Raw genomic sequence first — 25,818 nt, forward strand, 5'->3', positions numbered from 1 at the left:
AACCCGTTGCTCTATTTTTTGAGCGCGGCGAAATAGGCCTTTTCGATTTCGGCGGCCATTACATCGGCGCCGAAGCGTGCCTTGAGGTCGGCGAGGCCGGGCATCAGGCCTTTGTAGGTGTCGAGATCGGCCAATGCGGCGCTTATCTTGTCGCCAAGTTCGCGCGGGTCGGGCCGGATCAGGACAGGTGAGCCGGTGTCGAAGATTTCCGGTATGCCGCCAACCGCCGTCGCGATGATCGGCTTGCCGGCGGCGAGCGCTTCCAGAACTATATAGGGCATGGCTTCCGCGCGCGAGGGAACGACGACCAGTTCGGCCAGCCTGAAGGCGAGCCTGGCCGGCATCGGCGCCAGGAAGCTGACCTCGAGGCCGAGCTGATTCACCTGGGCGCGATAGCGCGCCAGGTCGTCGCCGTCGCCGACCATCAGCGCTTTCAATGGGCGGCCGAGCCGTGTCGCGGCTAGCCCCAGCGCATCGATGAAGATGTCCGGGCCTTTGAGGTCTCGCATCATGCCGATATAGAGGAGGTCAACCGCATTGTGCTCGGTCCGCACCGGCTCGAACTCGGCGGCGCGCAGGCCGTTGTGGACGAGAGCGTTCGGAATGGGCGGCTCGCCGACCTTCCTGCGATAAGTCCGCCGCTCATAATCGGAAACAAACAGCAGGCAATCGGTGAAGCGAGCCATGAAGCGCTCGAGCGCGAAGAACAGCTTCCCCATGGCGGTGGTCTCGTCATAGTGAAGCGAGCCGCCATGCGGCGAATAAAGGCGGGCTACGCGAGACCTGGATACCCGCAACAATGAGCCGAACAGACGGGCATAGGCGCCACCTTTGGCGCCATGCCCGTGCAGCACGTCCGGCCGCAATTCTTTTATGATCCTATAGGTGCGCCGGGCCGAGGCGAGATCGCCTGGCCCGACATGCCGCTGCATCGGGGTGCGGTGAATGCCGAGCGCCAGGCTGCCTTTCATCTGTTCGAACAGCCGTTCCTCGAAATCGCCGCCCGTCGTCGAATCGCAGACGATGCCGACGGCATGGCCGGCGGCGACCTGAGCCTCGGTCAGGTCGCGCACATGCCGGAAGATGCCTCCGACCGGTGAGCGAAAGCAGTGGACGATCCTGAGTGTGTCCGCCACTTTGTCAGCACATCAAAACAGGCGTTCGCGAACATAGACTGTATCGCCGGGCAGTAGCGGGTCGGAGGTCACCACGCGTCCGGTTATCACCTTACCGTTGATGTCGCGGGTAATGTCGACGCTTTCCTGGTTGGCGCGTGGCGTGAACCCGCCGGCGATGGCGACGGCTTTCTGCACGGTCAGGCCTGGAACGTAGGAATACTGCCCCGCCGCACCCACTTCACCCATGACGAAGATCGGCCGGTAGCGATCGATTTCGACCGAAACATCGGGATCCCGCAAATAACCCTGGCGCAGTTTCTCGGCGATCTCGCTTTCAAGCTGTTGGGCGGTGTGGCCGCGCGCCGGCACGTTGCCGACGAGCGGCAGCGAGAGATAGCCGGACTGGTCGACGCTGTAGGTATTGGTCAGTCCTTCCTGCTCGAACACGGTTACGCGGACGCGGTCGCCGGCGCCGAGGCGATAGGGCTGGTCGAGAACTTCATGGAATGCGGCCGGCGTCGGCCGGTAGCTGGAGCAGCCCGAAAGCATCGATACGGCAAGCAGCGCGCGGAAAAGGGGAGCAGTGCTTTTCATGAGCGGACACGTACCTTTGAATAGCCGGCGACTCTGCGGCAAACCTTAACGATCGAGCTCGGTTATCATCCTGTTAGGGTTAATGGCCGGTAAAGGCGCGCGGCCGATGCGGGCCGGATCGACAAATGCAGATGGTTTTCAGCCTCTTGTTTGCGGCTTGTTAATAGAGCCTGACAGGTTCTTACCGCGATATTAACGGCTGAGTTACCATAGTTGTTTACGGTGCATGCTGACTCAGTACCGGAGCAGGGATGCATGTCCGTTCAATCCGCGGCCGCAGATGTCGACGTCGATCTCAGGCAGCTTTTCGCCAGCCTGGCGCGAAACTGGTTGCGCATCCTTGTCGTCGCACTGGTTGTAACGGGCCTGGCCTTTGCGCTCGCCTGGCTTGCAACGCCCGAATACAAGGCGGCAGCCAAGCTGGAGATCGGGCCTCGAGAATCGGAGTTCACGCGGCCAGCCGGGGCCAACGGCAACGAGCGGTCGATTCCCGACGAAGAGGCTGTGGCCACCGAGGTCCAGATCATCTCGTCCCCCGACATCCTCAAGCAGGTGGCGGCGAAGCTCAACCTGGCGAAATTGCCCGAATTCGACGAGGCGCTGAAGATGTCGGCGCTGAGCCGCGCCCTTGTCCTTGTTGGCTTGAAAAGCGATCCGTTCGAGATTCCGCTGGAAGAGCGCGTGCTGGACGCAATGCATGAGAAGCTCAACGTCTATGGCGTTGAAAAAACCCGCGCGATCGCAATCGAGTTCTCGTCAGAGGATCCAAAGCTTGCCGCCGCGATCCCGAACGCCATTGCAAACGCCTATATCGCCTCCAAGGGCAATGCCAAGCTCGAATCGAATTCCGCCGCCACCGACTTTCTGGCACCGGAAATCGCGGATCTGCAGAACCGGGTGAAGGAGGCGGAAGCCAAGGTTGCCGCATTCCGTGCGCAGTCCGATCTTTTGATGGGCGGCAACAATTCGGTGCTTGCCACCCAGCAGCTGTCCGAATTGTCGAGCGAACTGTCACGCGTGCGCGCCAATCGCGCTTCGGCGGAAGCGACCGCTGACAGCGTGCGCAGGGCGTTGCGCAATGGCGGCTCGCTGGATGCCGTTCCGGAGGTGTTGTCTTCCGAACTGATCCAGCGCCTGCGCGAGCGGCAAGTCGAACTCAAGAACAACATCGCCGACCTTTCCACCACCTTGCTCGACAACCATCCGCGCATCCGCGCGCTGAAGTCGCAGCTCGCGGATCTCGACCGCCAGATCCGCAACGAAGCGGAAAAGATCATGAAAGGTCTGATGGCGCAGGCCGAGACGGCGAAGGCGCGAGAGGCTCAACTCGTGGCAGACGTCAACACGCTGAAGGCGGCGTCCGCCCGCGCCGGCGAAGAGCAGGTGGAACTCGATGCGCTGCAGCGTGATGCCGCGACCAAGCGTCAGCAGCTCGATCTCTATTCATCCAGCTATCTCCAGGCGGCCGCACGCAAGGACCGCAACTATCTGCCCGTCGACGCTCGCGTATTTTCGGAGGCCCAGATGCCGGCCGAACCTTATTTCCCCAAGATTGGTCCGATTGTCAGTGCGGCCTTTGTCGGCTCGTTGCTCATCATGGCGATCGTCACGCTGCTGCAGGAACTGTTTTCCGGCCGCGCCATGCGTCCGGCCGCCGGTGCCCATTTCGAGCGCATCGAGCAGGTTGCGATGCCGGCTGTCCAGGCCGAACGCGTGATGGCCGAGCCCGGCCCGTCGGTTGGCCGGTCCGAACCGGCAGTCGTTGAGATCGATGAGGCCGACGACGACAATATCATTGAAAGCAAAGTGGAGCCGGAACCCGTCGCGGTGGCGGAAGCGGCTGCCGAGAAAATCGAACCGGAGTACTCTGAAATGGCCGCTGGAGACATTGAACCGGCACGTTCTATCCTCGGCGAGGTCGACATCGACAAGGCCGCGGAAAAACTGATCGCCACCGGTGCCGCCCGCGCCATATTCGTGTCACCGGAAGGCGACGAGGCGGCCGCCTCGGCAGTGCTGGTGGCGCGCGCAGTCTCCGATGCCGGGCTACGCGTGCTGCTGCTTGATCTCACCGCTTCGGGTGCTGCCTCGCGGCCGATGCTGGACAGCGGGCTGTTTCCGGGCATCACCGATCTGCTCGCCTCACAAGCGCAGTTCAGCGATGTGATCCACCCCGATCTCTATTCGGACTGCCACGTGATTCCCGTCGGCACAGCCGATCCGGTCCGCGCCATGCGCGCCGCCGACCGGCTGCCGATCATCATGCAGTCGCTAACCACCGCCTATGATTTGGTCGTGGTCGAATGCGGACCGGCCGACGCGCAAGGCATCAGCCGCCTGGTGGGCGAGGGGACCGAGGTCTTGCTCTCCATGCTTGAGCCGGACGACGAGGTGACGCAGGCCGCGGTCGCGCTCATCGAGAGTGGCTATCCCGACCTGACGCTGGTCACGCCCATCGGCCATGTGGCGCCGGGCCCAATGCCGGGACGGCGCTCGGCCGCCTGAGGCAGTTTTCTCTCAAATCGAAATCAGCTGTCGTCTTCGCCTGCGGCCGGTGCTGTTCGCCCCACGGCTTTGCGGCGCAGCAGCTTGGTCAGCTTCCAGACCATTGGGCTGTGCTTGATGAATGCCTTCAGGCTTGCGCCGTGCCTGAGCGCAAGCGCCAGCGCACGACCTTTCAGCGTCAGCGGAACCAGCACCTCGAAATGCTGCGTTTCGACATCGCACCACAATCGCTTGTAGGGTTCGTCGCCGACCGAGAAATCATAGATTTCGAAACCCGCCTCGCAGGCTTCCTGGATGTTCTCGAAGAACAGGAAGTCGCCCGGGCTGGTGTGTGCGAGGTCGTCCTCGGCGATCGCCCCGAATTCGCAGATCAGCCGCTGGCCCGAGCGGCTCGATCCGGTGACTGCACGAAGTTTGCCGGCGACTTCCAGCCCATGCAGGACGAAGGACGGATCTTCCTCTTGAAGCGCGTCGGCAAACAGCGAGCGGAAAAAAGCGCGCACCTCCGCCTCACCGAAAACATTGGCGATGCCCATCTTGCGGAAGCGGAATTCCTTCATCTCGAAAAAGGCATCGAGCAGCATGTGCACCTCGTCCGCAGTCCTCGCCTCGATGCGACGATAGCTGCCAACGGCCTCGAACTTGCGCGCCTGCGAGCGATGCTTCTTGCGCCTGCGCTTGCCGCTCACCCGGGTGAGCAGTGCATCAAACCCTCCTGCAAGACCGGCGGCCAGCGACAGATTGGGGCTCGAAAAATGCGGCAAGGCGGAGAGCGGGTTGGCAACGCCGTCGAGATCGGGCAGCAGCCGCTCCAGCGCAACAAGATCGATGTCGCGCCGCGCCTTGGCAATCGCAGCCAGCATCGAGCGGATCGCCGCGCTATCGGCATTCGCAAGCCATTGCGGGTCGGCGGCGGCAAAATTGCCGTTTGCATGGCGGCCGCCCATGAACCGGGCGACGCGGAACGCTCCACTGCGAGTGACCTCCAGCGCCAGTGAGAGAATCGGCCTGTCCTCGGCGCGCAGCGTCGCAACGACAACGTCGGCGCCGTTATGTGCGGCCCAGTTCAGGATCCAGCCTGCGCTTTGCGCAGGGGCAAAAAGCGCCGAACGGCAGAATTCTGCGTACGCCGCCAACGCCGCACTATCGGCGACCGAGGTTGACAGGCCGGCTTTGCCGGCCGGCAGGGCACACGGCGACGCCTCGCTGCTTGCCAGCCGATTGCCGTCAAATGACGCGGTGGCGTCAACCATACCTCAATCCTTAGGGCGTATTCGTCGCGATTGGGGGTCCGCGCAGGCGCATTCCATGCTTGATGAGCTTAGGCGCAAAAGGTGAATGAATGATCGACGGGGGCGAGGCAATCCGCAAACTGGCGCTCAATCTCGCCCGCTATTCCGGTCTCGCTCCGCTGGCCAAGCCGTTTATCGGCGGTCTCGGCGCTATCCTGATGCTGCATCGGGTAACCGCGACACCGGAAAAGCCGAACGGCGTCAACCGCCACTTGAACATCGCGCCTGGGTTTCTCGACACCGTGATCGCCGACATGAAGGCGAACGGCTACAGTTTCGTCACGCTCGACAAGGCGATCGAGCGCATCAAGGCTGGCGACAAGTACGGCCAGTTTGCGACGATCACCGCCGACGACGCCTATCGAGACAACATGACCGAGGCGCTGCCGGTGCTGGAGAAACACGGCGCGCCGATCACCATCTACGTCGCGCCGGGACTGATCGACGGCGCTGCCGATTTGTGGTGGGACGTGGTCGAGGACATCGTCAATGCGCGCGATCGCCTGACGCTGACGACGCCGGATGGCCCGGTGACAATCGACTGCTCGACTCCGGGAAAAAAGGTCCAGGCCAATGCGCGCCTGCACGCTCATCTGACGCTGAAGGTGCGCGAGCAGGACCAGCGTGCGGTGTTGCGGGATCTGGCGCGCTCGAACGGCATCGAGTTGGGTGGTCCGCGCCCGAGCACGCTGATGAACTGGGACGAGATCCGCACCATGGCCGAGCACCCGCTGGTGACGATCGGCGCACATAGCGTCAATCACTGCAATCTGAAGCGGCTTTCCGAGAGCGATGCGCGACATGAGATCGGCGACGTCAAGCGCATATTGCAGGCCAAACTCGGCGAGGAGCCGCGCCATTTCGCCTATCCCTACGGTTATGCCAGTGCCGTCGGCCGCCGCGAAGTAGGCCTAGTCCGCGATGCCGGCTATGCCTCGGCGGTGACGACCCGCCACGGCATACTCCGCGCCGAGCATGCCGGCTTCCTGCACGCCCTGCCGCGCATTTCGGTCAATGGCCGCTATCAGAGCGTCGCCCACATCCGAACAATGTTGTCGGGCGTGACGACGCCGCTGGCCAATGCCGGCAAGACGGTGGTGACGATCTAACTGTTGCCTCGCCCCTTCGGCCGCGGCTCCAGGATCAGCCATTTGATGATGCCCATCGCCGGCAGCACCCACAAAAGCCCGCTGAGCAGGAAGAAGATGAAGTGCGCCAGCGGCCCGGACTGCGACAGCTGGGCGACCGCCACGATCGAGGCGACCAGCGCATAGACTATGACCAGCACTACCAGCAGGAAGCTTCCGATCAGCTTTTTCAGGCGAATGGGCATGGCGCGATCTCGTTGATCGCTATCGCTTAGGCCGAACAGCCAATACGCGCAACCCGCCAGCAACAGCGCGACGGCGTGCCGCGCTGTCCGGTCTTGCAAGCCGGGTTGCGATGGTTCACCAATCCGCGACTTCAACTGCCGGGACAAATCCATGGCTGCTGCCATATCCGATGCCGCGCCTTTCGCCGCCCGCGATCGCGACCTTCGCAACCGCGCGCTGGTACGCGGTTGGCTCTATGTCGTGCTCCTGGTGCTGTTTGCGCTGGTGCTGGTCGGCGGCGCTACAAGGCTCACCAATTCCGGCCTGTCGATCACCGAATGGCAGCCGATACACGGCGTCATCCCGCCGCTCAATGATGCCGAGTGGCAGGAGGAGTTCCTGCGCTACCAGCAGATTCCGCAATATGCCGAACTCAACAACGGCATGAGCATCGAGGCGTTCAAATCGATCTTCTGGTGGGAATGGGTGCACCGCATCCTGGCGCGTAGTGTCGGCGTGGTCTTCGCCCTGCCGCTGCTGTTCTTCTGGGCGACGCGCCGCATCGAGCGGGGCCTCGGCACGAAGTTGTCGGGCATCCTCCTTCTCGGCGCTCTGCAGGGCGCGATAGGCTGGTGGATGGTGGCGTCCGGGTTGGTTGACCGGGTTTCGGTCAGCCAATATCGGCTGGCGACGCATCTGACGCTGGCGGCGCTGATCTTCACGGCGACCATGGTGGTCGCGCGTGGGCTGGCGCCGCACTCGGAACCTGCCGCCGACCGCTCGACGCAACGTCTGGCCGGCTTCCTGGTGCTGCTGGCGCTGGTCCAGATCTATCTCGGCGGGCTGGTCGCAGGGCTAGACGCCGGCTTGAGCTACAACACCTGGCCGCTGATGGACGGCAAGCTGGTCCCCGGCGACCTGCTGCTGCTCGAGCCGGCATGGCGCAATTTCTTCGAAAACCCGAAGACGGTGCAATTCGTCCACCGGGTCGGCGCCTACACGATCTTCGCGGTCGCGCTCTGGCACATGATTGCGACACGCCGGCGCCTGCCGGGCACGACGCATACCCGACGCGCGACGCTGCTGTTCCTGATTGTCGTGGTGCAGGCGTCGATCGGCATCGGCACGCTATTGATGCAGGTGCCTCTGCACATGGCCCTGACGCATCAGGCATTCGCGCTGGTTCTGCTGGGCTTCGCCGCCGCGCATTGGCGCGGTACCAAGGGCGCTTACCCGCTGCCCCACGAGATCGATCTCAGAGGCTGAGCCGCACCCGCCGGATTGCCGCGGCAATCGCCAGCTCGCGGTTTTCGTCGACCGCATTGCGATCTTCATGGTGCCATGCAGCCGACAGGCAGCCATAGGCGATGGCGTGGTCAAGTATCGCGGGCGGCGACTGGCCGAGCGTTGCGGCAAAGACATGCGCCATATGCGCGATCCGCCGCGGATCGAGGCAAAGATCGTCTCGGTCGAGTGGGTTGTAGAACACATTGGCGGCATCGAAGCCGGGGTCGCCGAGAACGCCCTTCGGATCGATCGCCAGCCAGCCGCGCGGACCGTGCATGATGTTGTCGTGATGCAGGTCGCCATGCAGCGGCCGTACGTCGTGCGGATTGGACAACAGCCGTTCCGCGATTTCGGCAGCTTCGACATACAGGCTCTTTTCGCCGGCGGCGCGATCGGCCTTCGCCTTTTTGAACAGGCTGGAAAACCGGGTCCGCAACGGCTGAAGGTCCGGCGGGGCAGGGTGCTTCGACGGCGAGACCAGTCTTGCCATCACCTCCGCCGCGATCGCGGTGGCGGCATTGTCGCCCTGATCCGCAATCATCTGTGACAGCGAGGTTTCGCCGGCATACTCGAGCAGCATCCGGTGGCCATCGCGGCCCAGCAGCCGCACCGCGCCTTCGCCGCGTCGCCAGGCGAGGAAATGCTCGCCGCGCAACTCGTCCTCGACATCGTCGAAAGGCTTTAGATCCTTGACGATTGCCGGCGAGCCGTCCTCGCGCGCGACCTTCCAGATGCGGCTGCTGAACGTTTCGGCGGTGAGTTCGGGCGCGCCGACCTTCCAGCGCTTTGGAAATGCCGGCACATCCATTCAGAGGCCGAGCATCAGATCCATGTTCTGCACGGCGGCGCCCGAGGCGCCCTTGCCGAGATTGTCATAGACCGCAAGCAGCAGCGCCTGCGCTCGATCGTCATTGGCGAAGACATAGAGCTTCATCCGGTTGGTGCCATTATAGATCTCCGGATCGATGTCAGGCATGCGTTCCTGATGCAGATACGGCGCCACCTCGACCACGCCGCCATCGATGGAAGCGAAATGATCGGCGATCGCCGCGTGAAGCTCGGCGCCGGTCGGCACATGGTCGAGGCCGCCGAGTTGCAGCGGCACCACCGTGATCATGCCTTGCGCGAAATTGCCGACTGCCGGCTGCATGATCGGATCGTGCGAAAGCCTGGCATAGGTCCTGAGCTCCGGCACGTGCTTGTGCTGCAGCGTCAGTCCGTAGGGCAGGAATTCCGGCGCATCCTCGCCCTTGGCGACATAATCCTCGATCATCGGCCGGCCGCCGCCGGAATAGCCGGAAATGCCGTTGACGGTGACCGGAAAATCGGCCGGCAGCAGCCCCGCCGCAACCAGCGGCCGCAGCGTCGCGATCGGTCCTTGCGGCCAGCAGCCCGGATTGGCGACGCGCTTCGCCGAAGCGATCTTTTTCGCCTGGTCCTTGTCCATTTCGGCGAAACCATATTCCCACCCATCGGCGACGCGATGTGCCGTCGAGGCGTCGATCACCTTGGTGGTGTCATTGGCGATCAGCGAAACGCTTTCCTTGGCGGCCGCGTCCGGTAGGCAGAGGATCGCGACATCGGCGGCATTGAGGAACTCGGCACGCGCTGCCGTTTCCTTGCGGCGCTCGGTCGGGATGGAGATGATTTCCAGGTCGCCACGCTCGGCAAGCAGCGCCCTTATCTGCAGACCGGTGGTGCCGTGCTCGCCGTCGATGAAGATTTTCGGTTTCATTGCTTGCCAAAATTCCTATTATCTCAAAGCTATATGCCGCTTGCCTGATTCAATCCGGCAACGCTGTGATTGCCCTGGTTCATTTCTTCGAGTCGGGCCTTTCGTTCCGCCAACAGCCCAAGATAGTGCATGGCCACCATCGACCCGGCAATTGCCGTTATATCGGCGTGATCATAGGCTGGCGCAACCTCGACGACGTCGGCGCCGACGATATCGAGCTGGTTGATCTGGCGCAGCACCGACAGGATCTTTGCCGAAGACGGGCCTCCCGCGACCGGCGTTCCGGTGCCGGGCGCAAAAGCCGGGTCCAGGCAATCGATGTCGAAAGTGACGTAGGTCTTCTTGCCGCCCGTACGGTCGACGATGGCATACGCGATGTCGGACGCACGCATTTCCTCCACTTCATGGCCATACAGGATCTTGATGCCGAACGTGTCGGGCGCATGGGTGCGGATGCCGATCTGGATCGACCGGTCGGGGTCGATGATGCCCTCCTTGACTGCACGGCCGACGAAGGAGCCGTGATCGATGCGCTTGCCGTCGTCGGGCCAGGTGTCCTGGTGTGCGTCGAACTGCACCAGAGCCAGCGGGCCATGGATGGCGGCATGCGCCTTGAGCAGCGGCCAGGTGACGAAGTGATCGCCACCGAGTGACAGCAGAAAGGCGCCGGATTTCAGGATCTTCGCCGCTTCGCGTTCGATCGTGGCAGGCGTCTTCTGGTGATTGCCGCTGTCGAGCAGGCAGTCGCCATAATCGACCACGGCAAGCTGTTCGAACAGATCGCGCGAAAACGGATATTGCGGATCGTTGTCGAGGATGGCCGAGGCGCGGCGGATTGCCTGCGGTCCGAAACGGGCGCCCGGCCGATTGGTGACCGCAGCGTCGAAGGGAATGCCCCACACCACCGCATCGGCGTCCTTCACGTCCTTCGAATATTTGCGCCGCATGAACGACAGGGCGCCGGCATAGGTCGGCTCGAACGACGCACCCGTCCTGGAGCGGGTGGTGAAGGCATGATCGATGGTCCTTGGTGGCATGAAGCGATCTCCTGTGCGTCGACGCGCAACCTTATTGGACATAATTCTCAGAATTGCGACCCCTGCGGAGGATCATGGCCATTCGATCCGGTCACAAATCCTTGCTCGCCAGGCGAACCCGGCATGGCTCGCCAGGAGATTGCCTGGCAAGCAACCGAAAGTAGCCGCCGAAGACTGCTTCGGCCGGCGCTGACCTGATTTTCCGGCATTTTGCAAGCCGGCTTCGTTCACCTGCCTGTCACGGGCATCGCTTAACCGGGGTGCGATCCCGGTACGGAGCGATTCTCGTGCGAACGACTTGTCTCATGCGAACGATTTGGCTGAGCCTTCTGCTTTCCGCGGCGCTGGCGCTCTCCCTTGGCCAGGCATCGGCAGGCGAAACGCGCGCTAGGCAGATTCTCGACCGCTTCGAGCACGCCAACCAATGGCGCGACCATGTGATAGTGGCCGCGCACCGCGCCGGCGGCATGCAATCCGGCAAGACGCTCTATCCCGAAAATTCGATCGCCGCCGTCGAGGCGTCGATCGCAATGGGCGCCGAAATCGTCGAGGTCGATATCAGGCGCTCGAAGGACGGACAATTCGTCGTCATGCATGACAGTTGGCTCGACCGCACGACGAATTGCAAGGGTGAGGTGGTCAACCGCACGATGGCCGAACTCAAGACTTGCCGGTTGGTGATCGAAGGCACCGGCGCCGTTACGGGCGAGACGGTCTCGACGTTGCGCGAGATGTTGATGACGACCAGGGACAGGATCCTGATCAACCTCGACAACAAGCTCGATACCGAAAGCCTCGTCGGCATGGTCGCGGTTGCGCGCGACCTCGGCATGGCCGAACAGGTGATCGTCAAGGAGAACCTGTGGAATGCGGAGCGGATTGCCAGTGTCAAGGCCGCCATGGACGCGATCGGCAGCGGCTTCCAGTTCATGCCGATTATCGCCGATGACGCGGTTCGCGACGCCATGTTTGCCGAGAAAGTGAGCCGGGCCTTCCCGATGCGCGCGGTCGAGATGATCAACTGGCGCATGGGATCAGAGACACTGACCGAGACCGGCGGCCCGCTGTTCAGCCCGCGCATGCGCGCGCTGGCGGTGAGGGGCGACTGGCACATCTGGGCCGACACCTATGCCATCGTCAACAAGCCGGGCGGCTTCCTCGCCGGCGGTCGCGGCGACGAGCTGGCGGTTGCGGCCAGCCTGCCGCGCGAGACTTATGGCTTCTGGGTCGAGCGCGGCGCCACCATCATCCAGACCGACGAACCGAAGGCCGCCATCGGTTGGCTGGCGGCGAACGGTTTTCGCGTGCCCTATGCCGGTGAGAAGCGCCCGGCCGAGCCGGCCAACACGGCCAGCATCAACTAGACCGGCGCGGCGAGAATTGGATCTCCCTCTTGTGGTGACGATGCCCGGCAGGGCAGAAGGGCGCTGTCCCGCCGACCCCAGGCCGGCAGCGCCAAACTTTCGAAGGAACCCAAAAACAGAAAACCCGCCTCTGTGGGCGGGTCGTTGGAGCCAATTAGCACCATACCCAAATTAGTAGCATAGCTGCCGGCACAAAGCAAGAACAAAATGTGGCGTAGTGGCAGAAAAATGCGACGATCCTTCAGCGTCTCGGCTGTCCCGCCTGCAAGATCGCGCGCCTTCGCTGTCCTGCCGGCAATCTCCCCCGCAAGGGAACCCACTTGGGGGAGATTGGCTCATCACTGCCTTCGGTAATCTACCCGCAGGCCGCCATTGCCACACCATCCAGCTCCTTGATGACATTGTCCGACAGTTCGAGTTCGGCAGCGGCGAGGTTCTCCCGCAAATGCGCGACGGAAGACGTGCCGGGAATCAGAAGAATGTTGGGCGCGCGGCGAAGCAGCCAGGCGAGCGCGACCTGCATGGGCGTGGCGCCGAGGCGTGCGGCGACCTTGGACAAGGTCGACGACTGCAACGGGTTGAAGCCGCCAAGTGGGAAGAACGGCACATAGGCGGTGCCGTCGCGGGCCAGATCGTCGATCGAGGCATCGTCGCCCCGATGCGCCAGATTGTACTGGTTCTGCACGCAGACGATCCTGCACATCCTACGGCCTTCGGCGATCTGAGCAGCGGTGACGTTGCTCAGCCCGATGTGGCGCACGAGGCCCTGTCGCTGGAGCTCGGCAAGCGTCGCAAGCGGCGCCTCGATCGACCCTTCGGCGGGGCCATGCGCGTCGAACATGACCCGAAGGTTGACCACCTCCAGCACGTCGAGTCCGAGATTGTGCAGATTGTCGTGCACCGCCTGTGTCAGCTCTTCTGCCGAGAAGGCCGGCAGCCATGAGCCATCCGTGCCGCGTCGGGCACCGATCTTGGTGACAATAACGAGGTCGTCGGGATAGGGTGCGAGCGCTTCGCGGATCAACATGTTGGTCACGTGCGGGCCATAGAAGTCGCTGGTGTCGATGTGGTTGACGCCTTGTGCAACGGCTTCGCGCAGTACGGCCAATGCCGCGTCGTGGTCCTTTGGTGGGCCGAAGACGCCGGGCCCTGCGAGCTGCATGGCACCGTAGCCGAGCCGTCTCACTGGGCGGTCGCCGAGGATGAATGTGCCGGACTGGTCGACGCTGGACATGGTCTTTCTCCTTCAGGAACGGTGCACAGATAGACGCTGTCCGATCTCATGATAATTGGGTACAATTCGCACGGGCTGTGCGGAATGGCGAACAATGCAGATTGATCTCGGGGACCTGAACGCCTTCGTGGCCGTAGCGCGCGCCAAAGGTTTTCGGGATGCGGCACGCGCCAGCGGCGGCAGTGCGTCCGGCTTGAGCGAGGCGGTGCGGCGCCTGGAGACGCAGCTCGGTGTCAGGCTGCTCAACCGGACGACCCGCAGCGTTGTCCTGACGGAAGCCGGCGAAGGCCTGCTGGCGCGGCTCGGTCCTGCCTTGACCGAGGTGGAGTCGGCCCTCGACGTAGTGAACGGCTTTCGCGACAGGCCGGCAGGTACGTTGCGCCTCAATGTGCCGGTCAGCGCGGCGCGGCTGGTGCTGCCCAGCATCGTTCCGCCTTTTCTCGCCGCCTATCCAGGCATCCGGTTGGAGGTGATCTCGGAGGAGAGCTTCGTCGATGTGCTGGCGGCGGGGTGCGACGCCGGCATTCGCTATGAGGAGCGGCTGGAGCAGGACATGATCGCTGTGCCGATCGGACCGCGCGTGCAGCGCTTCGCCACCGCCGCCAGCCCGGCCTACCTGGATCGTCATGGCCGGCCGCAACACCCGCGCGACCTGCTCGGCCACGCCTGCCTACGCGGCCGCTTTGCCAGCCGTGCGATGCCGCCGTGGGAATTCGAGCGCGAGGGCGAGGTGGTGCGGGTCGACCCGACGGGGCCGCTTCTCGTGACCCTGGGCGGGGCGACTGACCTCAAAGTCGATGCAGCCATCGCCGGCACCGGCATCATCAGCCTGTTCGAGGATTGGCTACGCCCTCACTTCGAGAGCGGGGCGCTCGAACCGCTGCTTGAACCCTGGTGGCAGAGCTTCTCCGGCCCGTTCCTTTACTATCCCGGCCGGCGCCTCGTGCCGGCGCCGTTGCGGGCGTTCATTGACTTCATCAAGGCCTGAAGTCTGCCACCATGCGTGCGAGCCGCGCCCGATGGGGTGATTGGTGCCTCTTTTTGTGGAAAAGGCCGCCCGGAGGCGGCCTTTCGAAAACGTGTAATTGCGCAGCGCTTAACGCTTGGAGAACTGGAAGCTCCGGCGGGCCTTTGCCTTGCCGTACTTCTTGCGCTCGACGACGCGGCTGTCGCGGGTCAGGAAGCCACCCTTCTTGAGCACGGCGCGCAGCGCCGGCTCGTAATAGGTCAGCGCCTTGGAGATGCCGTGGCGCACGGCACCGGCCTGGCCGGAAAGGCCGCCGCCGATGACGGTGGCAACGATGTCGTACTGGCCGGCGCGGTTGGCGGCGATGATCGGCTGGTTGAGGATCATCTGCAGCACCGGACGCGCGAAATATTCGGCGAACACCTTGTCGTTGACGACGATCTTGCCGGAGCCGGGCTTCACCCAGACGCGGGCGATGGCGTTCTTGCGCTTGCCGGTGGCATAGGCGCGGCCCGACTTATCGAGTTTCTGGACGTGGACGGGTGCGGCCGGCTGGGTGTTGGTATTGCCGGTGGCAGCTCCGAGTTCTGCGAGCGAGGAAAGCTCAGCCATCTTACGACACCTTCTTGTTCTTGGCGTTCAGCTTGGCCACGTCGAGGACGACGGGCTGCTGGGCGACATGCGGATGTTCCGTGCCTGCATAGACGCGGAGGTTCTTCATCTGGCGACGGCCGAGCGGGCCACGCGGGATCATGCGTTCGACGGCCTTTTCGACGACACGCTCGGGAAAGCGGCCCTCGAGCAGCTGGCGCGCGGTGCGCTCCTTGACGCCGCCGGGGTGGCCGGTGTGCCAGTAATAGACCTTGTCGGTGAACTTCTTGCCGGTGAACACCACTTTGTCGGCATTGATGACGATGACGTTGTCGCCGTCGTCGACGTGCGGGGTGAAGGTGGGCTTGTGCTTGCCGCGAAGATGATTGGCGATGACAGTGGCGAGACGGCCGACGACGAGACCCTCGGCGTCGATCAGCACCCACTTCTTCACCACATCCGCAGGCTTCTGCGAAAAGGTTGCCATGGATTGTTGCTTTCGGTTCGGGCCTTCAAAAGAAGGCGTTTCTTGTTGCTTGGATTGGCGAAAGGCGCTTGCCCGCCGCCAATAACAAAACGGCGGCCTTTGCGGGCCGCTGTTCCGTGAGGGCTTATAGGAGAGGACGGCGACTGCGTCAAGGCGCGTGAAATGTCGGCGAGCTATCAAAATCCAGCAAAAACAATGCCTTGGATGAAAGGTATTATTTTACCACACCATCAATCCGCTTTGGCGGGATCGAATAGGTGCCCGTTGCGTGCGCTACCGTGTGTCCCTCCGGGCCGGCGACGATGTCGATATCGAACACCATCAGGCTCTTGCCGAGCTTGAGGATGCGGCAATGGCCGTCGATAAGACCACTCTCGGCCTTGCGGACGAAATTGATGTTGAGACTGGTGGTGACCGAAAGCGCATCCGGTCCGGCATGCGAGAGCACGCAGACATAACCGCCTATGTCGGCCAGCGTGAACAGCGCCGAACCCGACACGGTGCCGCCGGGACGCAAATGGCGCTCGTCGGCATTGAGTCGCACGACACAGCCGCCTGGAAACACCTCCAACGCCTCGTAGAAGGTGAACTGGTCGTTGAGCTGCGGGAAAATGGTCGCCATCAGCGCGTTGATTTCGGCAGCCGTCAGCACCGGCTTGAGATTGCTGTGGGCGGGCATTTCAGTCTCCCGGTTTGCGCCCTGCATGTATGAACGCGACGTGGCGTTTCTGGCAACAGCCCATTCATTATGGCAGAAGCGGACGAGGGAGTTGGACGAAGCGAGACGGCATACTAGATTAGTCCATCATCGATCCGGAATCGCGGAGGAACGACCTATGGCCGAAATCGTCGCCATCAAGCCTGCCGTTGCCGAAGGGCCGGTCGTCTCCAGGCTGGACAACGGCGTGCTGCGCCTGACGCTCGCCAATCCGCCGGCCAACGCTCTTTCGCTTGCAGTGATGGCGGCGCTGATGGCGGAACTCGACCGCGCCAAGGCCGACAAATCCGTCCGCGTCACCGTGCTCGGGGCGGCCGGCAAAGTGTTCTGCGCCGGACACGACCTCAAGGAGTTGAGCGCGCACCGCGCCGATGCCGATCGCGGCAGGGGCTTCTTCGAAAAGACGTTTTCCGCCTGCGCTTCATTGATGCAGGCGATCGTTCGCCATCCTAAGCCGGTGATCGCCGTAGTCGACGGCCTGGCGACGGCGGCCGGATTGCAGCTGGTTGCCAGCTGCGATCTCGCCATCGCCTCGCACGAGGCGACCTTCTGCACGCCTGGCGTCAATATCGGACTGTTCTGCTCGACGCCGATGGTGGCGCTGTCGCGCAACGTCTCGCGCAAGCACGCCATGGAGATGCTTTTGACCGGCGAGACGATCGATGCGGCAACCGCCAAGGAATTCGGCTTGGTCAACCGCGTCGTGCCGCGCGAATATCTGAATCAGATTGTCACCAAATACGCGCAAACCATTGCGTCCAAATCCTCCCTGGTCGTCAAGATTGGCAAGGAAGCCTTCTACGAACAGGCAGAAATGGGGCTGGCCGAGGCCTATGATTACACCGGGCGCGTCATGGTCGAGAACATGCTGGCGCGCGATGCGGAAGAGGGCATCGGCGCCTTCATCGGAAAGCGCAAACCCGAATGGCCGCAGGAGTAGGAGGTAGGAAATGGAACCCCGCATCTCCATCATCACCATAGCTACGGACGATCTCAACCGCGCGGTGCGCTTCTACGAGGGCATGGGGCTGACCCGTCATGCCGGGATCACTGAAGGCGTTGCCTTCTTCCAGATGGGCGGCGCCATTCTCGGCCTGTTCCCGAGGCAAAGCGCCGAAGAGGATTCAGGCGTGATCTTCAGCAAGGCGCCGTCGGCCGTCTACCTCGCCTACAACACCCGCTCTGACGCCGAGGTCGACGAAGTGCTTGCGGCGGCTGAGAAGGCCGGCGGCAAGATCGTCAAGCCGGCCGGGCGCGCCTTCTGGGGCGGCTGGTACGGCTATTTCGCCGATGCGGACGGGCATGTCTGGGAAGTGGCGCACAATCCGGCTTTTCCGATCGCGGAAGACGGATCGATTTCGCTGCCCGGCTGACGGCTTTCCCTGGCCCATTGCAAGCCACTGACGCGGCTGTTGGCACCTCACTCCGAAGCGCTGTATGACGAGGCATGAACCACGACGCCTACGACAACGCCTATATCGCCGGCATCCTCAATTCGGTGAAGACCATCGCCATGGTCGGCGCGTCGGCCAATGACGTGCGGCCGAGCTATTTCGTGCTGAAATATCTGCTCGGCAAAGGGTTTTCGGTGTTCCCGATCAATCCCGGCCAGGCCGGCAAGGCGATTCTAGGCCAGATGACCTATGCCAGACTCGCCGACGTTCCAGGACCTGTCGACATGGTCGACGTCTTTCGCGCTTCCGCTGCCGTGCCCGGCATTGTCGACGAGGTGCTGCGGCTCGATCCGCTGCCGAAGGTCATCTGGATGCAGCTTGGCATACGCCATGACGAGGCGGCCGCGCGCGCCGAAGCCGCCGGCATCAAGGTGGTGATGAACCGTTGCCCCAAGATCGAATATGGCAAGCTGTCCGGCGAGATCGGCTGGACCGGCGTCAATTCAGGCGTTTTGTCGTCGAAGAAGCCGCTGATGCGGCCGGGATTCCAGAGTTTCGGCGTTCGCCAGAAGTAGGTAGTGAATAGTGAATGGTGAATAGAAAGATTTTTCTGGAAGGCCGGCAAGGCGGCATATGAGCCGCTTGCAATCAGGGTGGGGCTGGCCGACTTTGCCATTCACCATTCACCATTCACCATTCACCATTCACCATTCACCATTCACCATTCAGGGAGGTTTTTCGATGGCCCGCACGCCCGGTTTCAATACGCTCGCCGTCCATGCCGGCGCCAAGCCGGATCCGGCGACCGGCGCGCGAGCGACGCCGATCTACCAGACGACCTCCTTCGTCTTCGACGATGCCGACCATGCCGCCTCGCTGTTCGGGCTGAAGGCGTTCGGCAACATCTACACCCGCATCATGAATCCGACTCAGGCAGTGCTGGAAGAGCGCATCGCGGCACTCGAAGGCGGCACGGCAGGCCTTGCGGTCGCCTCCGGTCATGCCGCGCAGGTGCTGGTCTTCCACAATCTGATGCAGCCCGGCGACAATTTCGTTTCAGCGACAAAGCTTTACGGCGGCTCGATCAACCAATTCGGCCACGCCTTCAAGAATTTCGGTTGGCAGGTGCGCTGGGCCGACACCAATGACATCTCGACCTTCGAGAGCCAGATCGACGACAGGACCAAGGCAATCTTCATCGAGAGCCTGGCCAATCCGGGCGGCGTCTTCGTCGATATCGAGAAGATCGGCGACATTGCCCGCAAGCACGGCTTGCCGCTGATCGTCGACAATACACTGGCCTCGCCCTATCTGCTGCGGCCGATCGAGCATGGCGCCGACATCGTCGTGCATTCGCTGACCAAGTTCATCGGCGGCCACGGCAACTCGATCGGCGGCGCCATTGTCGACGGCGGCACCTTCGACTGGTCGAAGTCGGGCAAATATCCGATGCTGTCGGAGCCGCGCCCCGAATATGGCGGCCTCGTCCTGCACGAGACCTTCGGCAATTTCGCCTTCGCCATCGCTGCTCGCGTGCTCGGCCTGCGCGACATCGGCGCGGCGATTTCGCCGTTCAACGCATTCCTTATCCTGACCGGTCTGGAAACCTTGCCGCTCAGGATGCAGCGCCACTGCGACAATGCGGCGGCGGTCGCCGGATGGCTTTCCAACCATCCCAAGGTCGCCTGGGTGTCCTATCCCGGCCTGCCCAGCGACAAGAACAATGCGCTGCAGAAGAAGTACTCGCCGCTTGGCGCCGGCGCGGTGTTCACTTTCGGGCTGAAGGGCGGCTATGCCGCGGGCATCAAGTTCGTCGAGGCGCTCGAGCTGTTCTCGCACCTGGCCAATGTCGGCGACACCAAGTCGCTGGTCATCCACCCAGCATCGACCACGCATCGCCAGCTTTCCGACGAGCAGAAGATCAACGCCGGGGCGGGGCCGGACACGGTCAGGCTTTCGGTCGGCATCGAGGACGTCAACGACATCGTCGCCGATCTGGAACAGGCCCTCGCCAAGGTTTGATCGCCATGACCACGCCGAAATTTCTGTCCGTCGACATCGACGCCGTCGAAGCCGAGCATGGCGCACCGGCGCTGGATCGCCTGATTTCGGGCGATCCGAAATTCCGCACCTGGAATGTCGAGGAACAGGACGGCGGCCTTTATGCCGGCATCTGGGAAGCAACGCCCGGCAAATGGCGCATCGAATATGACGAATGGGAGTTCTGCCACATCCTGTCAGGGGTTTCGGTGATCGCCGAAGACGGCGGGAAGGCGCGCACCATCGGGGCCGGAGACAGCTTCGTGCTGAGGCCGGGCTTCAAGGGGAGCTGGGAAGTGCTTGAAACGACTCGCAAGGAGTATGTGATCAAGCTTTGATCACCCCTGCCGGACCGAATGCTCAAAAGTGTACGGCGAGCGTTTCCAGGCCGTGGAAATGATAGGTGTCGCGGAAGCGCGGCTGTTCGGCAAGATGCAGCTGCGGTAGCCGGTCGAACAAGGTTTTCAGCGACACCTGCAGTTCGAGCCGGGCGAGCGGCGCGCCGATGCAGAAATGGATGCCGGCGCCGAACGATACGTTCTTTTGGTCGGCACGGTCCAGCCTGAAGGCGAGGGGCTCGGCAAACGCAGTAGGGTCGCGATTGGCCATGCCGAGCAACAGCCCGATCGTCTCGCCCGGCTGGACGATGATCCCGGGCCCGGCCTCGACCTCCTGATAGACGTAGCGCGTGAACATGTGCAGCGGCGCGTCGTAGCGCAGACACTCTTCGACCGTCGCGGCTGTCGCTTCCGGCGAGGCGAAGAAGCGGCGCGGGTCGCCGCCTTGCGCAAGGATCGAGCGCACCGCATTGCCGGTCTGGTGGACAGTTGCCTCATGGCCGGCATTGAGCAAAAGGATGGCCGAGGATACCAGCTCGTCCTCCGACAGTTTCTGACCGTCCTCCTGTGCCCCAATCAGCAGCGACAGAAGATCCTCGCCCGGCCTCTTTCGCCGCTCGGCGACATAGCCGCGCAAAAAACTCGAAAAGTCGCGCGCGGCGCGATTGGCCGTGTCCTCCGTCTCGCGGGTGCGGCCATGCATGTACATGGCGACGATCCGATGCGACCAGTCGAGCAGCTGCGGCCCCATGTCGACCGGCACGCCGAGCATCTCGGCAATGATGGTGATCGGCAAGGGAGCGGCGAAAGCCGACAGCAAGTCGACCCGGTCCGGCTCGAAACGGTCGATCAGCTCGTTGGCCAGCGCTTCGACACGCGGCCTGAGCCGCTCGACCTGACGCGAGACGAAGGCGCGGTTGACCAGCGTTCTGAGCCGTGTGTGGACGGGCGGCTCCAGCTCCAGCATCGAATTGGCCTCGACACCGTCGAAGGCGCTGAGATGCGTGCGGTCCTGGCCGATGCCCCGGCTGTCCGGAATGCCGGCCGGGTTCTGCCGGCCGAAGCGGCGATCGCGCAGCAGTCGGTTGACGTCGTCGAAGCCGCCAAAACACCAGAAACCAAATTCTTCCCAGAAGAAGGCGTTCGATGCGCCATGCAGGAAGGCGTAGGCTTCGTATGGGTCCTGGAAAAAAGCCGGTTCGTGCGGATCGAGCCGCAGGCGGCGGGAGGCTGGATCAAAGGCAAGATAGGGCGGCTTCAATTCGGTCATGCCAGATCATTAGCGCGGCTTGCCAGTCTGGTGCCAGACCGTATGTTGGCCCTCCCGTGAGGTGAGCCGCCGAAGCGGTTGCGGAAGGACGGTTTTCATGAATGTGATCGTGGTCGGTGCAGGCATTGCCGGGCTTTCCACGGCCTGGTCGCTGGTCAAGGCCGGGCACCTCGTCTCGATCGTCGAGCAGGGACCGATCCCCAATCCGCTCGCCGCCTCCGGCGACCATCATCGCATCATCCGCCGCGCCTACCGGGCCGGAACGGGCTACGGCCGGCTGATCACCGAAGCCTATGAAGCTTGGGATGAGATGTGGGCCGATCTCGGTGAAACCCATCTCGATCCGCGCGGCTTCATCTGCATTTCGCGCCAGCCGGGAGACGAGGCCGAGGAATACCGAGAAGGCATGGAAGCCGGGAACTACCCGTTCGAATTGTTCGAGCCGGATGCCGCGGTCGAACGCTGGCCGTTCCTAGAACCTGGTTCATTCCGCTATGCGTATTTTTCGCCGGACGGCGGCGCGCTGCACTGCCGCAAGATCGCTGCCGGCCTCGCCAGGTGGCTGCGCGCGAACGGCGCCAATGTCTACGAAAACAGCAAGGTGGTCGAGATCGACGCCGAGGCCGGGCATGTCGTGCTGGCGGGCGGCGAAACGATGCAGGCCGACCGGATCGTCGTCGCTGCCGGCGCCTGGGTGCTAAAACTGTTCCCGGAGCTGGATGGCGAGCTGAAAACCTGGCGCACCGCGCTCGCCTATGTCGAACCGCCGACGGACCTGAAAGCGGTCTGGCAGGCAGCACCGGTCGTCCTCAACATCGGCGGCACTGTCGACGGCTACGCCATCCCGCCCTCGGGCGGGGCCGGCATGAAATTCGGCTCAGGCCTGCACAGGGTGCCGACCAGCGATGCCGACTGGAACCGTCAGCCGGTGCCGGGCGAAGGCGAGGCGATCCGCAACCTGTTTTCACCGCCGATTGCCCGTATCGACGAGTACAAGGTCACCGACGTGGTCACCTGCGCCTACACCTTCACCGCCGACGAGAAATTTCTGGCCCACCGGAAAGGCAGATGCCTGGTCGTCTCGGCCTGCTCCGGCCACGGCTACAAGTTCGGCGCGGCAGTTGGCAGAAGGGTTGCGGCCTGCGTCGGCAATGGCGATGTCGACGGCCTGAAGAAATGGCTCAGGGCCGAGGCGGCCTGAGCGCCTAGTATCGGCAATGCCTCGGAATATGCACGCGCCGCCAGCTCGACGAGCCCTCCCTGATCACCACGCGGCGAGCCACTGTTTGATAGGACGCCGGAATTTCGATGATGCGCCGCAGCTCCGGCCGCACGAGAACCTCTTCGGCGACGCTCTCGTATTCGGCGGGGAGGACAACGCGCCGCCGGCGTTCCGGCTCAACCACGACGATCTCGGCCACGCGTTCATAGCGCGCCTTGTGCCTGACCTTGCACAGCACCTTGCGGCCATCGATGATGCGCCATTCCCAGGAATAGCCGCCGTCATCGACCCTCACGGACCGGTAGATGGTGCGGGTGATGGCGGGCACGATCTCGTAGCTGACGCGCGCCGGCGCGATCTGCACCACCCGCTCGCGCGTCCCGTAGATCGGCGCTTCATACTGCACCTGCTGGCCGGCTGGGCTGACGAGCACATCCTCGTAGACGGTGTCGTAGACGGCCGGCCGATTGACCTGCTCGTAGCATTCGACCGCGCGTCCGCCGGCAGCCGTTTCGGACGCCATGCCGAGAACGCTGATGCCGGTAAGGGCCAAGGAAGCAACTTTCTTGATCATCGCACTCCCCCTGTTTGAACTGCGTGAAGCGAGTTCAACGTTGGATTGTAGGGTAAGCCGTGGCCGGAAAAAGCGGTTTCACCACTTTTCGTTAAGCGATGCGGTTAAGAAACTGCTAAACAACGGCCAAGCATGAGCGCCCCTTCCCACGGCAGGAGAGGGGCTGCCGGCACGGCGACAGGCGAAACTGGTTTGGAAACCTTGATTCGACTTAACCGGATGGCTAGGAGAGGCGGCCTTGCGCTAGGGTGAGCCGGCATCCTATTTACACAACAACGATCCAGAACCGATTCTGCCCGATTGCAAATCTCCGGCGCCGGAATCCCATCCTCAAAAAGGGATAGTCCATGAAGAACCCCGTCGAAACCTACATGAACCTCGTTCCGATGGTGGTCGAACAGACCAATCGCGGCGAGCGGGCCTACGACATTTTCTCGCGGCTCCTCAAGGAGCGCATCATTTTCATCACCGGCCCGGTCGAGGATGGCATGGCGACGCTGGTCTGCGCGCAGCTGCTGTTCCTCGAGGCGGAGAATCCGAAGAAGGAAATCAACCTCTATATCAACTCGCCCGGCGGCGTCGTCACCTCCGGCATGGCGATCTACGACACCATGCAGTTCATCAAGCCTGCCGTGTCGACGCTCTGCATCGGTCAGGCCGCCTCGATGGGCTCGCTGCTCTTGACGGCAGGCCACAAGGACATGCGCTTCGCCACGCCGAACGCCCGCATCATGGTCCACCAGCCTTCCGGCGGCTTCCAGGGCCAGGCTTCCGACATCGAGCGCCATGCCCAGGACATCATCAAGCTGAAGCGCCGCCTCAACGAGGTTTACGTCAAGCACACCGGCAAGAGCTACGATGAGATTGAAAAAACGCTCGACCGTGACCATTTCATGACTGCCGACGAGGCCAGGGATTTCGGCCTCATCGACAAGGTCATTTCGTCACGTGAGCCGGTCGAAGGTATTGCCTTATAGGCCCGCGGTGGCCCCGCGGTGGCAATGAGTGGCGGGATCACGCGCTTTTGGCGCAGCTTGCGGCATTTCGGCCACAATTGGCTGTTCCCTCGACGGGTGCAATTGCCTACGTTAAGGCTATGTTGATTTTCGACGGCTTAGCTTTGCGTGGGGTTGTTCGAATCATTGCCCCGTTTTCCGATTTGTGTTTCGTACGGAATGCGTTGCGGGAGCCGGGGCACTGGCGGCAGCGGATTCCCGCGATAGATTGAATATGCGCCCTTTCAACCAGACCATCGGCGGGCGGCCATGAAAGGACAGGAAAATGAGCAAGGTCGGCAACAACAGCGGTGATTCCAAGAACACGCTTTATTGCTCGTTTTGCGGCAAAAGCCAGCACGAAGTGCGCAAGCTGATCGCCGGGCCGACGGTGTTCATCTGCGACGAATGCGTCGAACTGTGCATGGACATCATCCGCGAGGAGAACAAGACCTCGATGGTGAAGTCGCGCGAGGGCGTGCCGACCCCGCAGGAAATCCTCAAGGTTCTCGACGACTACGTCATCGGCCAGCCCTACGCCAAGCGCGTGCTGTCGGTGGCCGTCCACAACCACTACAAGCGCCTCGCCCATGCCGGCAAGAACAACGACGTCGAACTGGCGAAGTCTAACATCCTGCTGATCGGCCCGACCGGCTGCGGCAAGACGTTGCTGGCGCAGACCCTGGCCCGCATCATCGACGTCCCCTTCACCATGGCCGACGCGACGACGCTGACCGAGGCCGGCTATGTCGGCGAGGACGTCGAGAACATCATCCTGAAGCTGTTGCAGTCGGCCGACTACAATGTCGAGCGCGCCCAGCGCGGCATCGTCTATATCGACGAGATCGACAAGATCTCGCGCAAGTCGGACAATCCCTCGATCACCCGCGACGTCTCGGGCGAGGGCGTGCAGCAGGCACTTTTGAAGATCATGGAAGGCACTGTCGCCTCCGTGCCGCCGCAGGGCGGCAGGAAGCATCCGCAGCAGGAATTCCTGCAGGTCGACACCGCCAACATCCTGTTCATCTGCGGTGGCGCTTTCGCCGGCCTGGACAAGATCATCTCGGATCGCGGCAGGAAGACCTCGATCGGTTTCGGCGCCATCGTCGCTTCGCCCGAGGATCGCCGCACCGGCGATGTTTTCCGCCTGGTCGAGCCTGAGGATCTCTTGAAGTTCGGCCTCATTCCCGAGTTCGTCGGCCGTCTGCCTGTCCTGGCGACGCTGGAGGATCTCGACGAGCCGGCACTGATCCAGATCCTGACCGAGCCGAAGAACGCGCTGGTCAAGCAGTATCAGCGGCTGTTCGAGATGGAGAATGTCGACCTGACCTTCCACGAGAACGCGCTCTCGGCGATCGCCAAGCGCGCCATCGAGCGCAAGACCGGCGCGCGCGGCCTGCGTTCGATCATGGAAGCGATCCTGCTCGACACCATGTTCGAGCTGCCGGCGCTGGAAGGCGTGCGCGAAGTGGTTATTTCGGAAGAGGTGGTTTCAGGCAACGCCCGGCCGCTCTACATCTATTCCGAGCAGAAGGAAAAGAAGGGCAACGTCAGCGCCTGACGTGAGCCGGCAATGGATTTTTTTTCCGAAACGGCGCCGCAGGGCGCCGTTTTGCTGTCGCAGACCGCGTACGGCGCCGCGTAATGGCTGCGGATTGGAGGGACGGACCGTGTTGACCCTTGATCTTTACCCCCCGTGCCTCCAACTAATGGCAGAAGGCCGTGGTGCCGAATTCTGTGCTG

At 62.8% G+C, this 25,818-nt stretch carries 26 protein-coding genes; 13 read left to right on the plus strand and 13 right to left on the minus strand.

Annotated features, from left to right (window positions below):
- Positions 1 to 11: 11 nt before the first annotated feature.
- Together NKK47_RS07650 and NKK47_RS07655 are read right to left on the minus strand one after the other, a co-directional pair.
- Positions 12 to 1,136, minus strand: coding sequence for a glycosyltransferase family 4 protein (locus NKK47_RS07650; protein ID WP_352471992.1), 1,125 nt, complete (start codon positions 1,134 to 1,136; stop codon positions 12 to 14).
- Between the two features lie 12 nt (positions 1,137 to 1,148).
- Positions 1,149 to 1,712 carry a polysaccharide biosynthesis/export family protein gene (locus NKK47_RS07655; RefSeq protein ID WP_023674625.1) on the minus strand — a complete coding sequence of 188 codons (564 nt, stop codon included), beginning with the start codon at positions 1,710 to 1,712 and terminating at the stop codon, positions 1,149 to 1,151.
- Positions 1,713 to 1,967: 255 nt separating this feature from the next.
- Here NKK47_RS07655 and NKK47_RS07660 point away from each other — a divergent pair, with 255 nt between their 5' ends.
- The gene (locus NKK47_RS07660; protein ID WP_352575922.1) at positions 1,968 to 4,217 is read left to right on the plus strand and encodes a GumC family protein; all 2,250 of its coding nucleotides are present in this window, start codon (positions 1,968 to 1,970) and stop codon (positions 4,215 to 4,217) included.
- A 23-nt stretch (positions 4,218 to 4,240) separates the two neighbouring features.
- Here the strand turns inward: NKK47_RS07660 and NKK47_RS07665 are convergent, their stop codons facing one another.
- Positions 4,241 to 5,470, minus strand: a complete 1,230-nt coding sequence (locus tag NKK47_RS07665; protein WP_352575923.1) for a GNAT family N-acetyltransferase — start codon at positions 5,468 to 5,470, stop codon at positions 4,241 to 4,243.
- A gap of 89 nt (positions 5,471 to 5,559) precedes the next feature.
- On the opposite strand from NKK47_RS07665, the gene NKK47_RS07670 reads away from it, so the two are divergent.
- Positions 5,560 to 6,618 (plus strand): polysaccharide deacetylase family protein, encoded by a 1,059-nt coding sequence (locus NKK47_RS07670; protein WP_352575925.1) that lies wholly within the window; start codon positions 5,560 to 5,562, stop codon positions 6,616 to 6,618.
- Here NKK47_RS07670 and NKK47_RS07675 read toward each other — a convergent pair.
- Positions 6,615 to 6,842 (minus strand): DUF2842 domain-containing protein, encoded by a 228-nt coding sequence (locus NKK47_RS07675; protein ID WP_023674629.1) that lies wholly within the window; start codon positions 6,840 to 6,842, stop codon positions 6,615 to 6,617. The two genes, NKK47_RS07670 and NKK47_RS07675, sit on opposite strands and share 4 nt — an antisense overlap.
- 151 nt (positions 6,843 to 6,993) lie before the next feature.
- Between NKK47_RS07675 and NKK47_RS07680 the strand changes: the two genes are divergently transcribed.
- On the plus strand, positions 6,994 to 8,088 hold the full coding sequence (locus NKK47_RS07680; RefSeq protein ID WP_352575927.1) for a COX15/CtaA family protein: 1,095 nt from the start codon (positions 6,994 to 6,996) through the stop codon (positions 8,086 to 8,088).
- Here the strand turns inward: NKK47_RS07680 and NKK47_RS07685 are convergent.
- The 3 genes from NKK47_RS07685 to speB are packed head-to-tail and all read right to left on the minus strand — an operon-like array spanning position 8,078 to position 10,881.
- Positions 8,078 to 8,917 carry an aminoglycoside phosphotransferase family protein gene (locus NKK47_RS07685; protein WP_352575929.1) on the minus strand — a complete coding sequence of 280 codons (840 nt, stop codon included), beginning with the start codon at positions 8,915 to 8,917 and terminating at the stop codon, positions 8,078 to 8,080. The genes NKK47_RS07680 and NKK47_RS07685 overlap by 11 nt on opposite strands.
- On the minus strand, positions 8,918 to 9,844 hold the full coding sequence (gene argC / locus NKK47_RS07690) for an N-acetyl-gamma-glutamyl-phosphate reductase (RefSeq protein WP_352575931.1): 927 nt from the start codon (positions 9,842 to 9,844) through the stop codon (positions 8,918 to 8,920). It abuts the gene before it with no gap.
- A 29-nt stretch (positions 9,845 to 9,873) separates the two neighbouring features.
- Positions 9,874 to 10,881, minus strand: coding sequence for an agmatinase (gene speB, locus NKK47_RS07695; protein ID WP_352471982.1), 1,008 nt, complete (start codon positions 10,879 to 10,881; stop codon positions 9,874 to 9,876).
- A gap of 305 nt (positions 10,882 to 11,186) precedes the next feature.
- Here speB and NKK47_RS07700 point away from each other — a divergent pair, with 305 nt between their 5' ends.
- Positions 11,187 to 12,245: a glycerophosphodiester phosphodiesterase family protein gene (locus NKK47_RS07700; RefSeq protein ID WP_352575933.1), complete on the plus strand. Its 1,059-nt coding sequence runs from the start codon at positions 11,187 to 11,189 to the stop codon at positions 12,243 to 12,245.
- 355 nt (positions 12,246 to 12,600) lie between these two features.
- On the opposite strand, the gene NKK47_RS07705 is transcribed toward NKK47_RS07700, so the two are convergent.
- Complete coding sequence (locus NKK47_RS07705; RefSeq protein WP_352575934.1) at positions 12,601 to 13,479, minus strand: aldo/keto reductase family oxidoreductase; 879 nt, start codon at positions 13,477 to 13,479, stop codon at positions 12,601 to 12,603.
- A 94-nt stretch (positions 13,480 to 13,573) separates the two neighbouring features.
- On the opposite strand from NKK47_RS07705, the gene NKK47_RS07710 reads away from it, so the two are divergent.
- Positions 13,574 to 14,467 (plus strand): LysR family transcriptional regulator, encoded by an 894-nt coding sequence (locus NKK47_RS07710; RefSeq protein WP_352575936.1) that lies wholly within the window; start codon positions 13,574 to 13,576, stop codon positions 14,465 to 14,467.
- A 108-nt stretch (positions 14,468 to 14,575) separates the two neighbouring features.
- On the opposite strand, the gene rpsI is transcribed toward NKK47_RS07710, so the two are convergent.
- The 3 genes from rpsI to NKK47_RS07725 form a co-directional block, all read right to left on the minus strand.
- On the minus strand, positions 14,576 to 15,058 hold the full coding sequence (rpsI, locus tag NKK47_RS07715) for a 30S ribosomal protein S9 (RefSeq protein WP_023674644.1): 483 nt from the start codon (positions 15,056 to 15,058) through the stop codon (positions 14,576 to 14,578).
- A gap of 1 nt (position 15,059) precedes the next feature.
- Positions 15,060 to 15,524: a 50S ribosomal protein L13 gene (rplM, locus tag NKK47_RS07720; RefSeq protein WP_023674645.1), complete on the minus strand. Its 465-nt coding sequence runs from the start codon at positions 15,522 to 15,524 to the stop codon at positions 15,060 to 15,062.
- A 214-nt stretch (positions 15,525 to 15,738) separates the two neighbouring features.
- On the minus strand, positions 15,739 to 16,203 hold the full coding sequence (locus NKK47_RS07725; protein ID WP_352575937.1) for a PaaI family thioesterase: 465 nt from the start codon (positions 16,201 to 16,203) through the stop codon (positions 15,739 to 15,741).
- A gap of 157 nt (positions 16,204 to 16,360) precedes the next feature.
- On the opposite strand from NKK47_RS07725, the gene NKK47_RS07730 reads away from it, so the two are divergent.
- The 5 genes from NKK47_RS07730 to NKK47_RS07750 all read left to right on the plus strand — a co-directional run bounded on the left by NKK47_RS07730 (position 16,361) and on the right by NKK47_RS07750 (position 20,014).
- Positions 16,361 to 17,182, plus strand: coding sequence for an enoyl-CoA hydratase (locus NKK47_RS07730; RefSeq protein ID WP_352575939.1), 822 nt, complete (start codon positions 16,361 to 16,363; stop codon positions 17,180 to 17,182).
- Between the two features lie 10 nt (positions 17,183 to 17,192).
- Positions 17,193 to 17,615, plus strand: coding sequence for a VOC family protein (locus NKK47_RS07735; RefSeq protein WP_352575941.1), 423 nt, complete (start codon positions 17,193 to 17,195; stop codon positions 17,613 to 17,615).
- A gap of 74 nt (positions 17,616 to 17,689) precedes the next feature.
- Positions 17,690 to 18,211, plus strand: coding sequence for a CoA-binding protein (locus NKK47_RS07740; protein WP_352571446.1), 522 nt, complete (start codon positions 17,690 to 17,692; stop codon positions 18,209 to 18,211).
- 166 nt (positions 18,212 to 18,377) lie between these two features.
- Positions 18,378 to 19,658 (plus strand): O-acetylhomoserine aminocarboxypropyltransferase, encoded by a 1,281-nt coding sequence (locus NKK47_RS07745; RefSeq protein WP_023674650.1) that lies wholly within the window; start codon positions 18,378 to 18,380, stop codon positions 19,656 to 19,658.
- 5 nt (positions 19,659 to 19,663) lie between these two features.
- Positions 19,664 to 20,014: a cupin domain-containing protein gene (locus tag NKK47_RS07750; RefSeq protein WP_352571445.1), complete on the plus strand. Its 351-nt coding sequence runs from the start codon at positions 19,664 to 19,666 to the stop codon at positions 20,012 to 20,014.
- Between the two features lie 22 nt (positions 20,015 to 20,036).
- Here the strand turns inward: NKK47_RS07750 and NKK47_RS07755 are convergent, their stop codons facing one another.
- The gene (locus tag NKK47_RS07755) at positions 20,037 to 21,284 is read right to left on the minus strand and encodes a cytochrome P450 (protein ID WP_352575943.1); all 1,248 of its coding nucleotides are present in this window, start codon (positions 21,282 to 21,284) and stop codon (positions 20,037 to 20,039) included.
- Between the two features lie 97 nt (positions 21,285 to 21,381).
- Between NKK47_RS07755 and NKK47_RS07760 the strand changes: the two genes are divergently transcribed.
- Entirely contained in the window at positions 21,382 to 22,485 is a 1,104-nt protein-coding gene (locus tag NKK47_RS07760) for an NAD(P)/FAD-dependent oxidoreductase (RefSeq protein ID WP_352575945.1), read from the plus strand.
- Positions 22,486 to 22,489: 4 nt separating this feature from the next.
- Here NKK47_RS07760 and NKK47_RS07765 read toward each other — a convergent pair whose 3' ends face one another.
- Entirely contained in the window at positions 22,490 to 23,080 is a 591-nt protein-coding gene (locus tag NKK47_RS07765; protein ID WP_352575946.1) for a hypothetical protein, read from the minus strand.
- Between the two features lie 347 nt (positions 23,081 to 23,427).
- On the opposite strand from NKK47_RS07765, the gene NKK47_RS07770 reads away from it, so the two are divergent.
- Both NKK47_RS07770 and clpX read left to right on the plus strand, forming a co-directional pair.
- Entirely contained in the window at positions 23,428 to 24,057 is a 630-nt protein-coding gene (locus tag NKK47_RS07770; RefSeq protein ID WP_023674655.1) for an ATP-dependent Clp protease proteolytic subunit, read from the plus strand.
- A gap of 304 nt (positions 24,058 to 24,361) precedes the next feature.
- Positions 24,362 to 25,636, plus strand: a complete 1,275-nt coding sequence (clpX, locus tag NKK47_RS07775; RefSeq protein ID WP_006332719.1) for an ATP-dependent Clp protease ATP-binding subunit ClpX — start codon at positions 24,362 to 24,364, stop codon at positions 25,634 to 25,636.
- The last annotated feature ends 182 nt before the right edge of the window (positions 25,637 to 25,818 follow it).

The sequence above is a fragment of the Mesorhizobium sp. M0019 genome (assembly GCF_040323975.1).
Taxonomy (GTDB): domain Bacteria; phylum Pseudomonadota; class Alphaproteobacteria; order Rhizobiales; family Rhizobiaceae; genus Mesorhizobium.

What these genes read in the sequence shown, in the direction of transcription:
- NKK47_RS07655 (WP_023674625.1), bottom strand. Translation starts at nt 1,712, where the DNA reads ATGAAAAGCACTGCTCCCCTTTTCCGCGCGCTGCTTGCCGTATCGATG.
- NKK47_RS07660 (WP_352575922.1), top strand. Translation starts at nt 1,968, where the DNA reads ATGTCCGTTCAATCCGCGGCCGCAGATGTCGACGTCGATCTCAGGCAG.
- NKK47_RS07665 (WP_352575923.1), bottom strand. Translation starts at nt 5,470, where the DNA reads ATGGTTGACGCCACCGCGTCATTTGACGGCAATCGGCTGGCAAGCAGC.
- NKK47_RS07670 (WP_352575925.1), top strand. Translation starts at nt 5,560, where the DNA reads ATGATCGACGGGGGCGAGGCAATCCGCAAACTGGCGCTCAATCTCGCC.
- NKK47_RS07675 (WP_023674629.1), bottom strand. Translation starts at nt 6,842, where the DNA reads ATGCCCATTCGCCTGAAAAAGCTGATCGGAAGCTTCCTGCTGGTAGTG.
- NKK47_RS07680 (WP_352575927.1), top strand. Translation starts at nt 6,994, where the DNA reads ATGGCTGCTGCCATATCCGATGCCGCGCCTTTCGCCGCCCGCGATCGC.
- NKK47_RS07685 (WP_352575929.1), bottom strand. Translation starts at nt 8,917, where the DNA reads ATGGATGTGCCGGCATTTCCAAAGCGCTGGAAGGTCGGCGCGCCCGAA.
- argC (WP_352575931.1), bottom strand. Translation starts at nt 9,844, where the DNA reads ATGAAACCGAAAATCTTCATCGACGGCGAGCACGGCACCACCGGTCTG.
- speB (WP_352471982.1), bottom strand. Translation starts at nt 10,881, where the DNA reads ATGCCACCAAGGACCATCGATCATGCCTTCACCACCCGCTCCAGGACG.
- NKK47_RS07700 (WP_352575933.1), top strand. Translation starts at nt 11,187, where the DNA reads ATGCGAACGATTTGGCTGAGCCTTCTGCTTTCCGCGGCGCTGGCGCTC.
- NKK47_RS07705 (WP_352575934.1), bottom strand. Translation starts at nt 13,479, where the DNA reads ATGTCCAGCGTCGACCAGTCCGGCACATTCATCCTCGGCGACCGCCCA.
- NKK47_RS07710 (WP_352575936.1), top strand. Translation starts at nt 13,574, where the DNA reads ATGCAGATTGATCTCGGGGACCTGAACGCCTTCGTGGCCGTAGCGCGC.
- rpsI (WP_023674644.1), bottom strand. Translation starts at nt 15,058, where the DNA reads ATGGCTGAGCTTTCCTCGCTCGCAGAACTCGGAGCTGCCACCGGCAAT.
- rplM (WP_023674645.1), bottom strand. Translation starts at nt 15,524, where the DNA reads ATGGCAACCTTTTCGCAGAAGCCTGCGGATGTGGTGAAGAAGTGGGTG.
- NKK47_RS07725 (WP_352575937.1), bottom strand. Translation starts at nt 16,203, where the DNA reads ATGCCCGCCCACAGCAATCTCAAGCCGGTGCTGACGGCTGCCGAAATC.
- NKK47_RS07730 (WP_352575939.1), top strand. Translation starts at nt 16,361, where the DNA reads ATGGCCGAAATCGTCGCCATCAAGCCTGCCGTTGCCGAAGGGCCGGTC.
- NKK47_RS07735 (WP_352575941.1), top strand. Translation starts at nt 17,193, where the DNA reads ATGGAACCCCGCATCTCCATCATCACCATAGCTACGGACGATCTCAAC.
- NKK47_RS07740 (WP_352571446.1), top strand. Translation starts at nt 17,690, where the DNA reads ATGAACCACGACGCCTACGACAACGCCTATATCGCCGGCATCCTCAAT.
- NKK47_RS07745 (WP_023674650.1), top strand. Translation starts at nt 18,378, where the DNA reads ATGGCCCGCACGCCCGGTTTCAATACGCTCGCCGTCCATGCCGGCGCC.
- NKK47_RS07750 (WP_352571445.1), top strand. Translation starts at nt 19,664, where the DNA reads ATGACCACGCCGAAATTTCTGTCCGTCGACATCGACGCCGTCGAAGCC.
- NKK47_RS07755 (WP_352575943.1), bottom strand. Translation starts at nt 21,284, where the DNA reads ATGACCGAATTGAAGCCGCCCTATCTTGCCTTTGATCCAGCCTCCCGC.
- NKK47_RS07760 (WP_352575945.1), top strand. Translation starts at nt 21,382, where the DNA reads ATGAATGTGATCGTGGTCGGTGCAGGCATTGCCGGGCTTTCCACGGCC.
- NKK47_RS07765 (WP_352575946.1), bottom strand. Translation starts at nt 23,080, where the DNA reads ATGATCAAGAAAGTTGCTTCCTTGGCCCTTACCGGCATCAGCGTTCTC.
- NKK47_RS07770 (WP_023674655.1), top strand. Translation starts at nt 23,428, where the DNA reads ATGAAGAACCCCGTCGAAACCTACATGAACCTCGTTCCGATGGTGGTC.
- clpX (WP_006332719.1), top strand. Translation starts at nt 24,362, where the DNA reads ATGAGCAAGGTCGGCAACAACAGCGGTGATTCCAAGAACACGCTTTAT.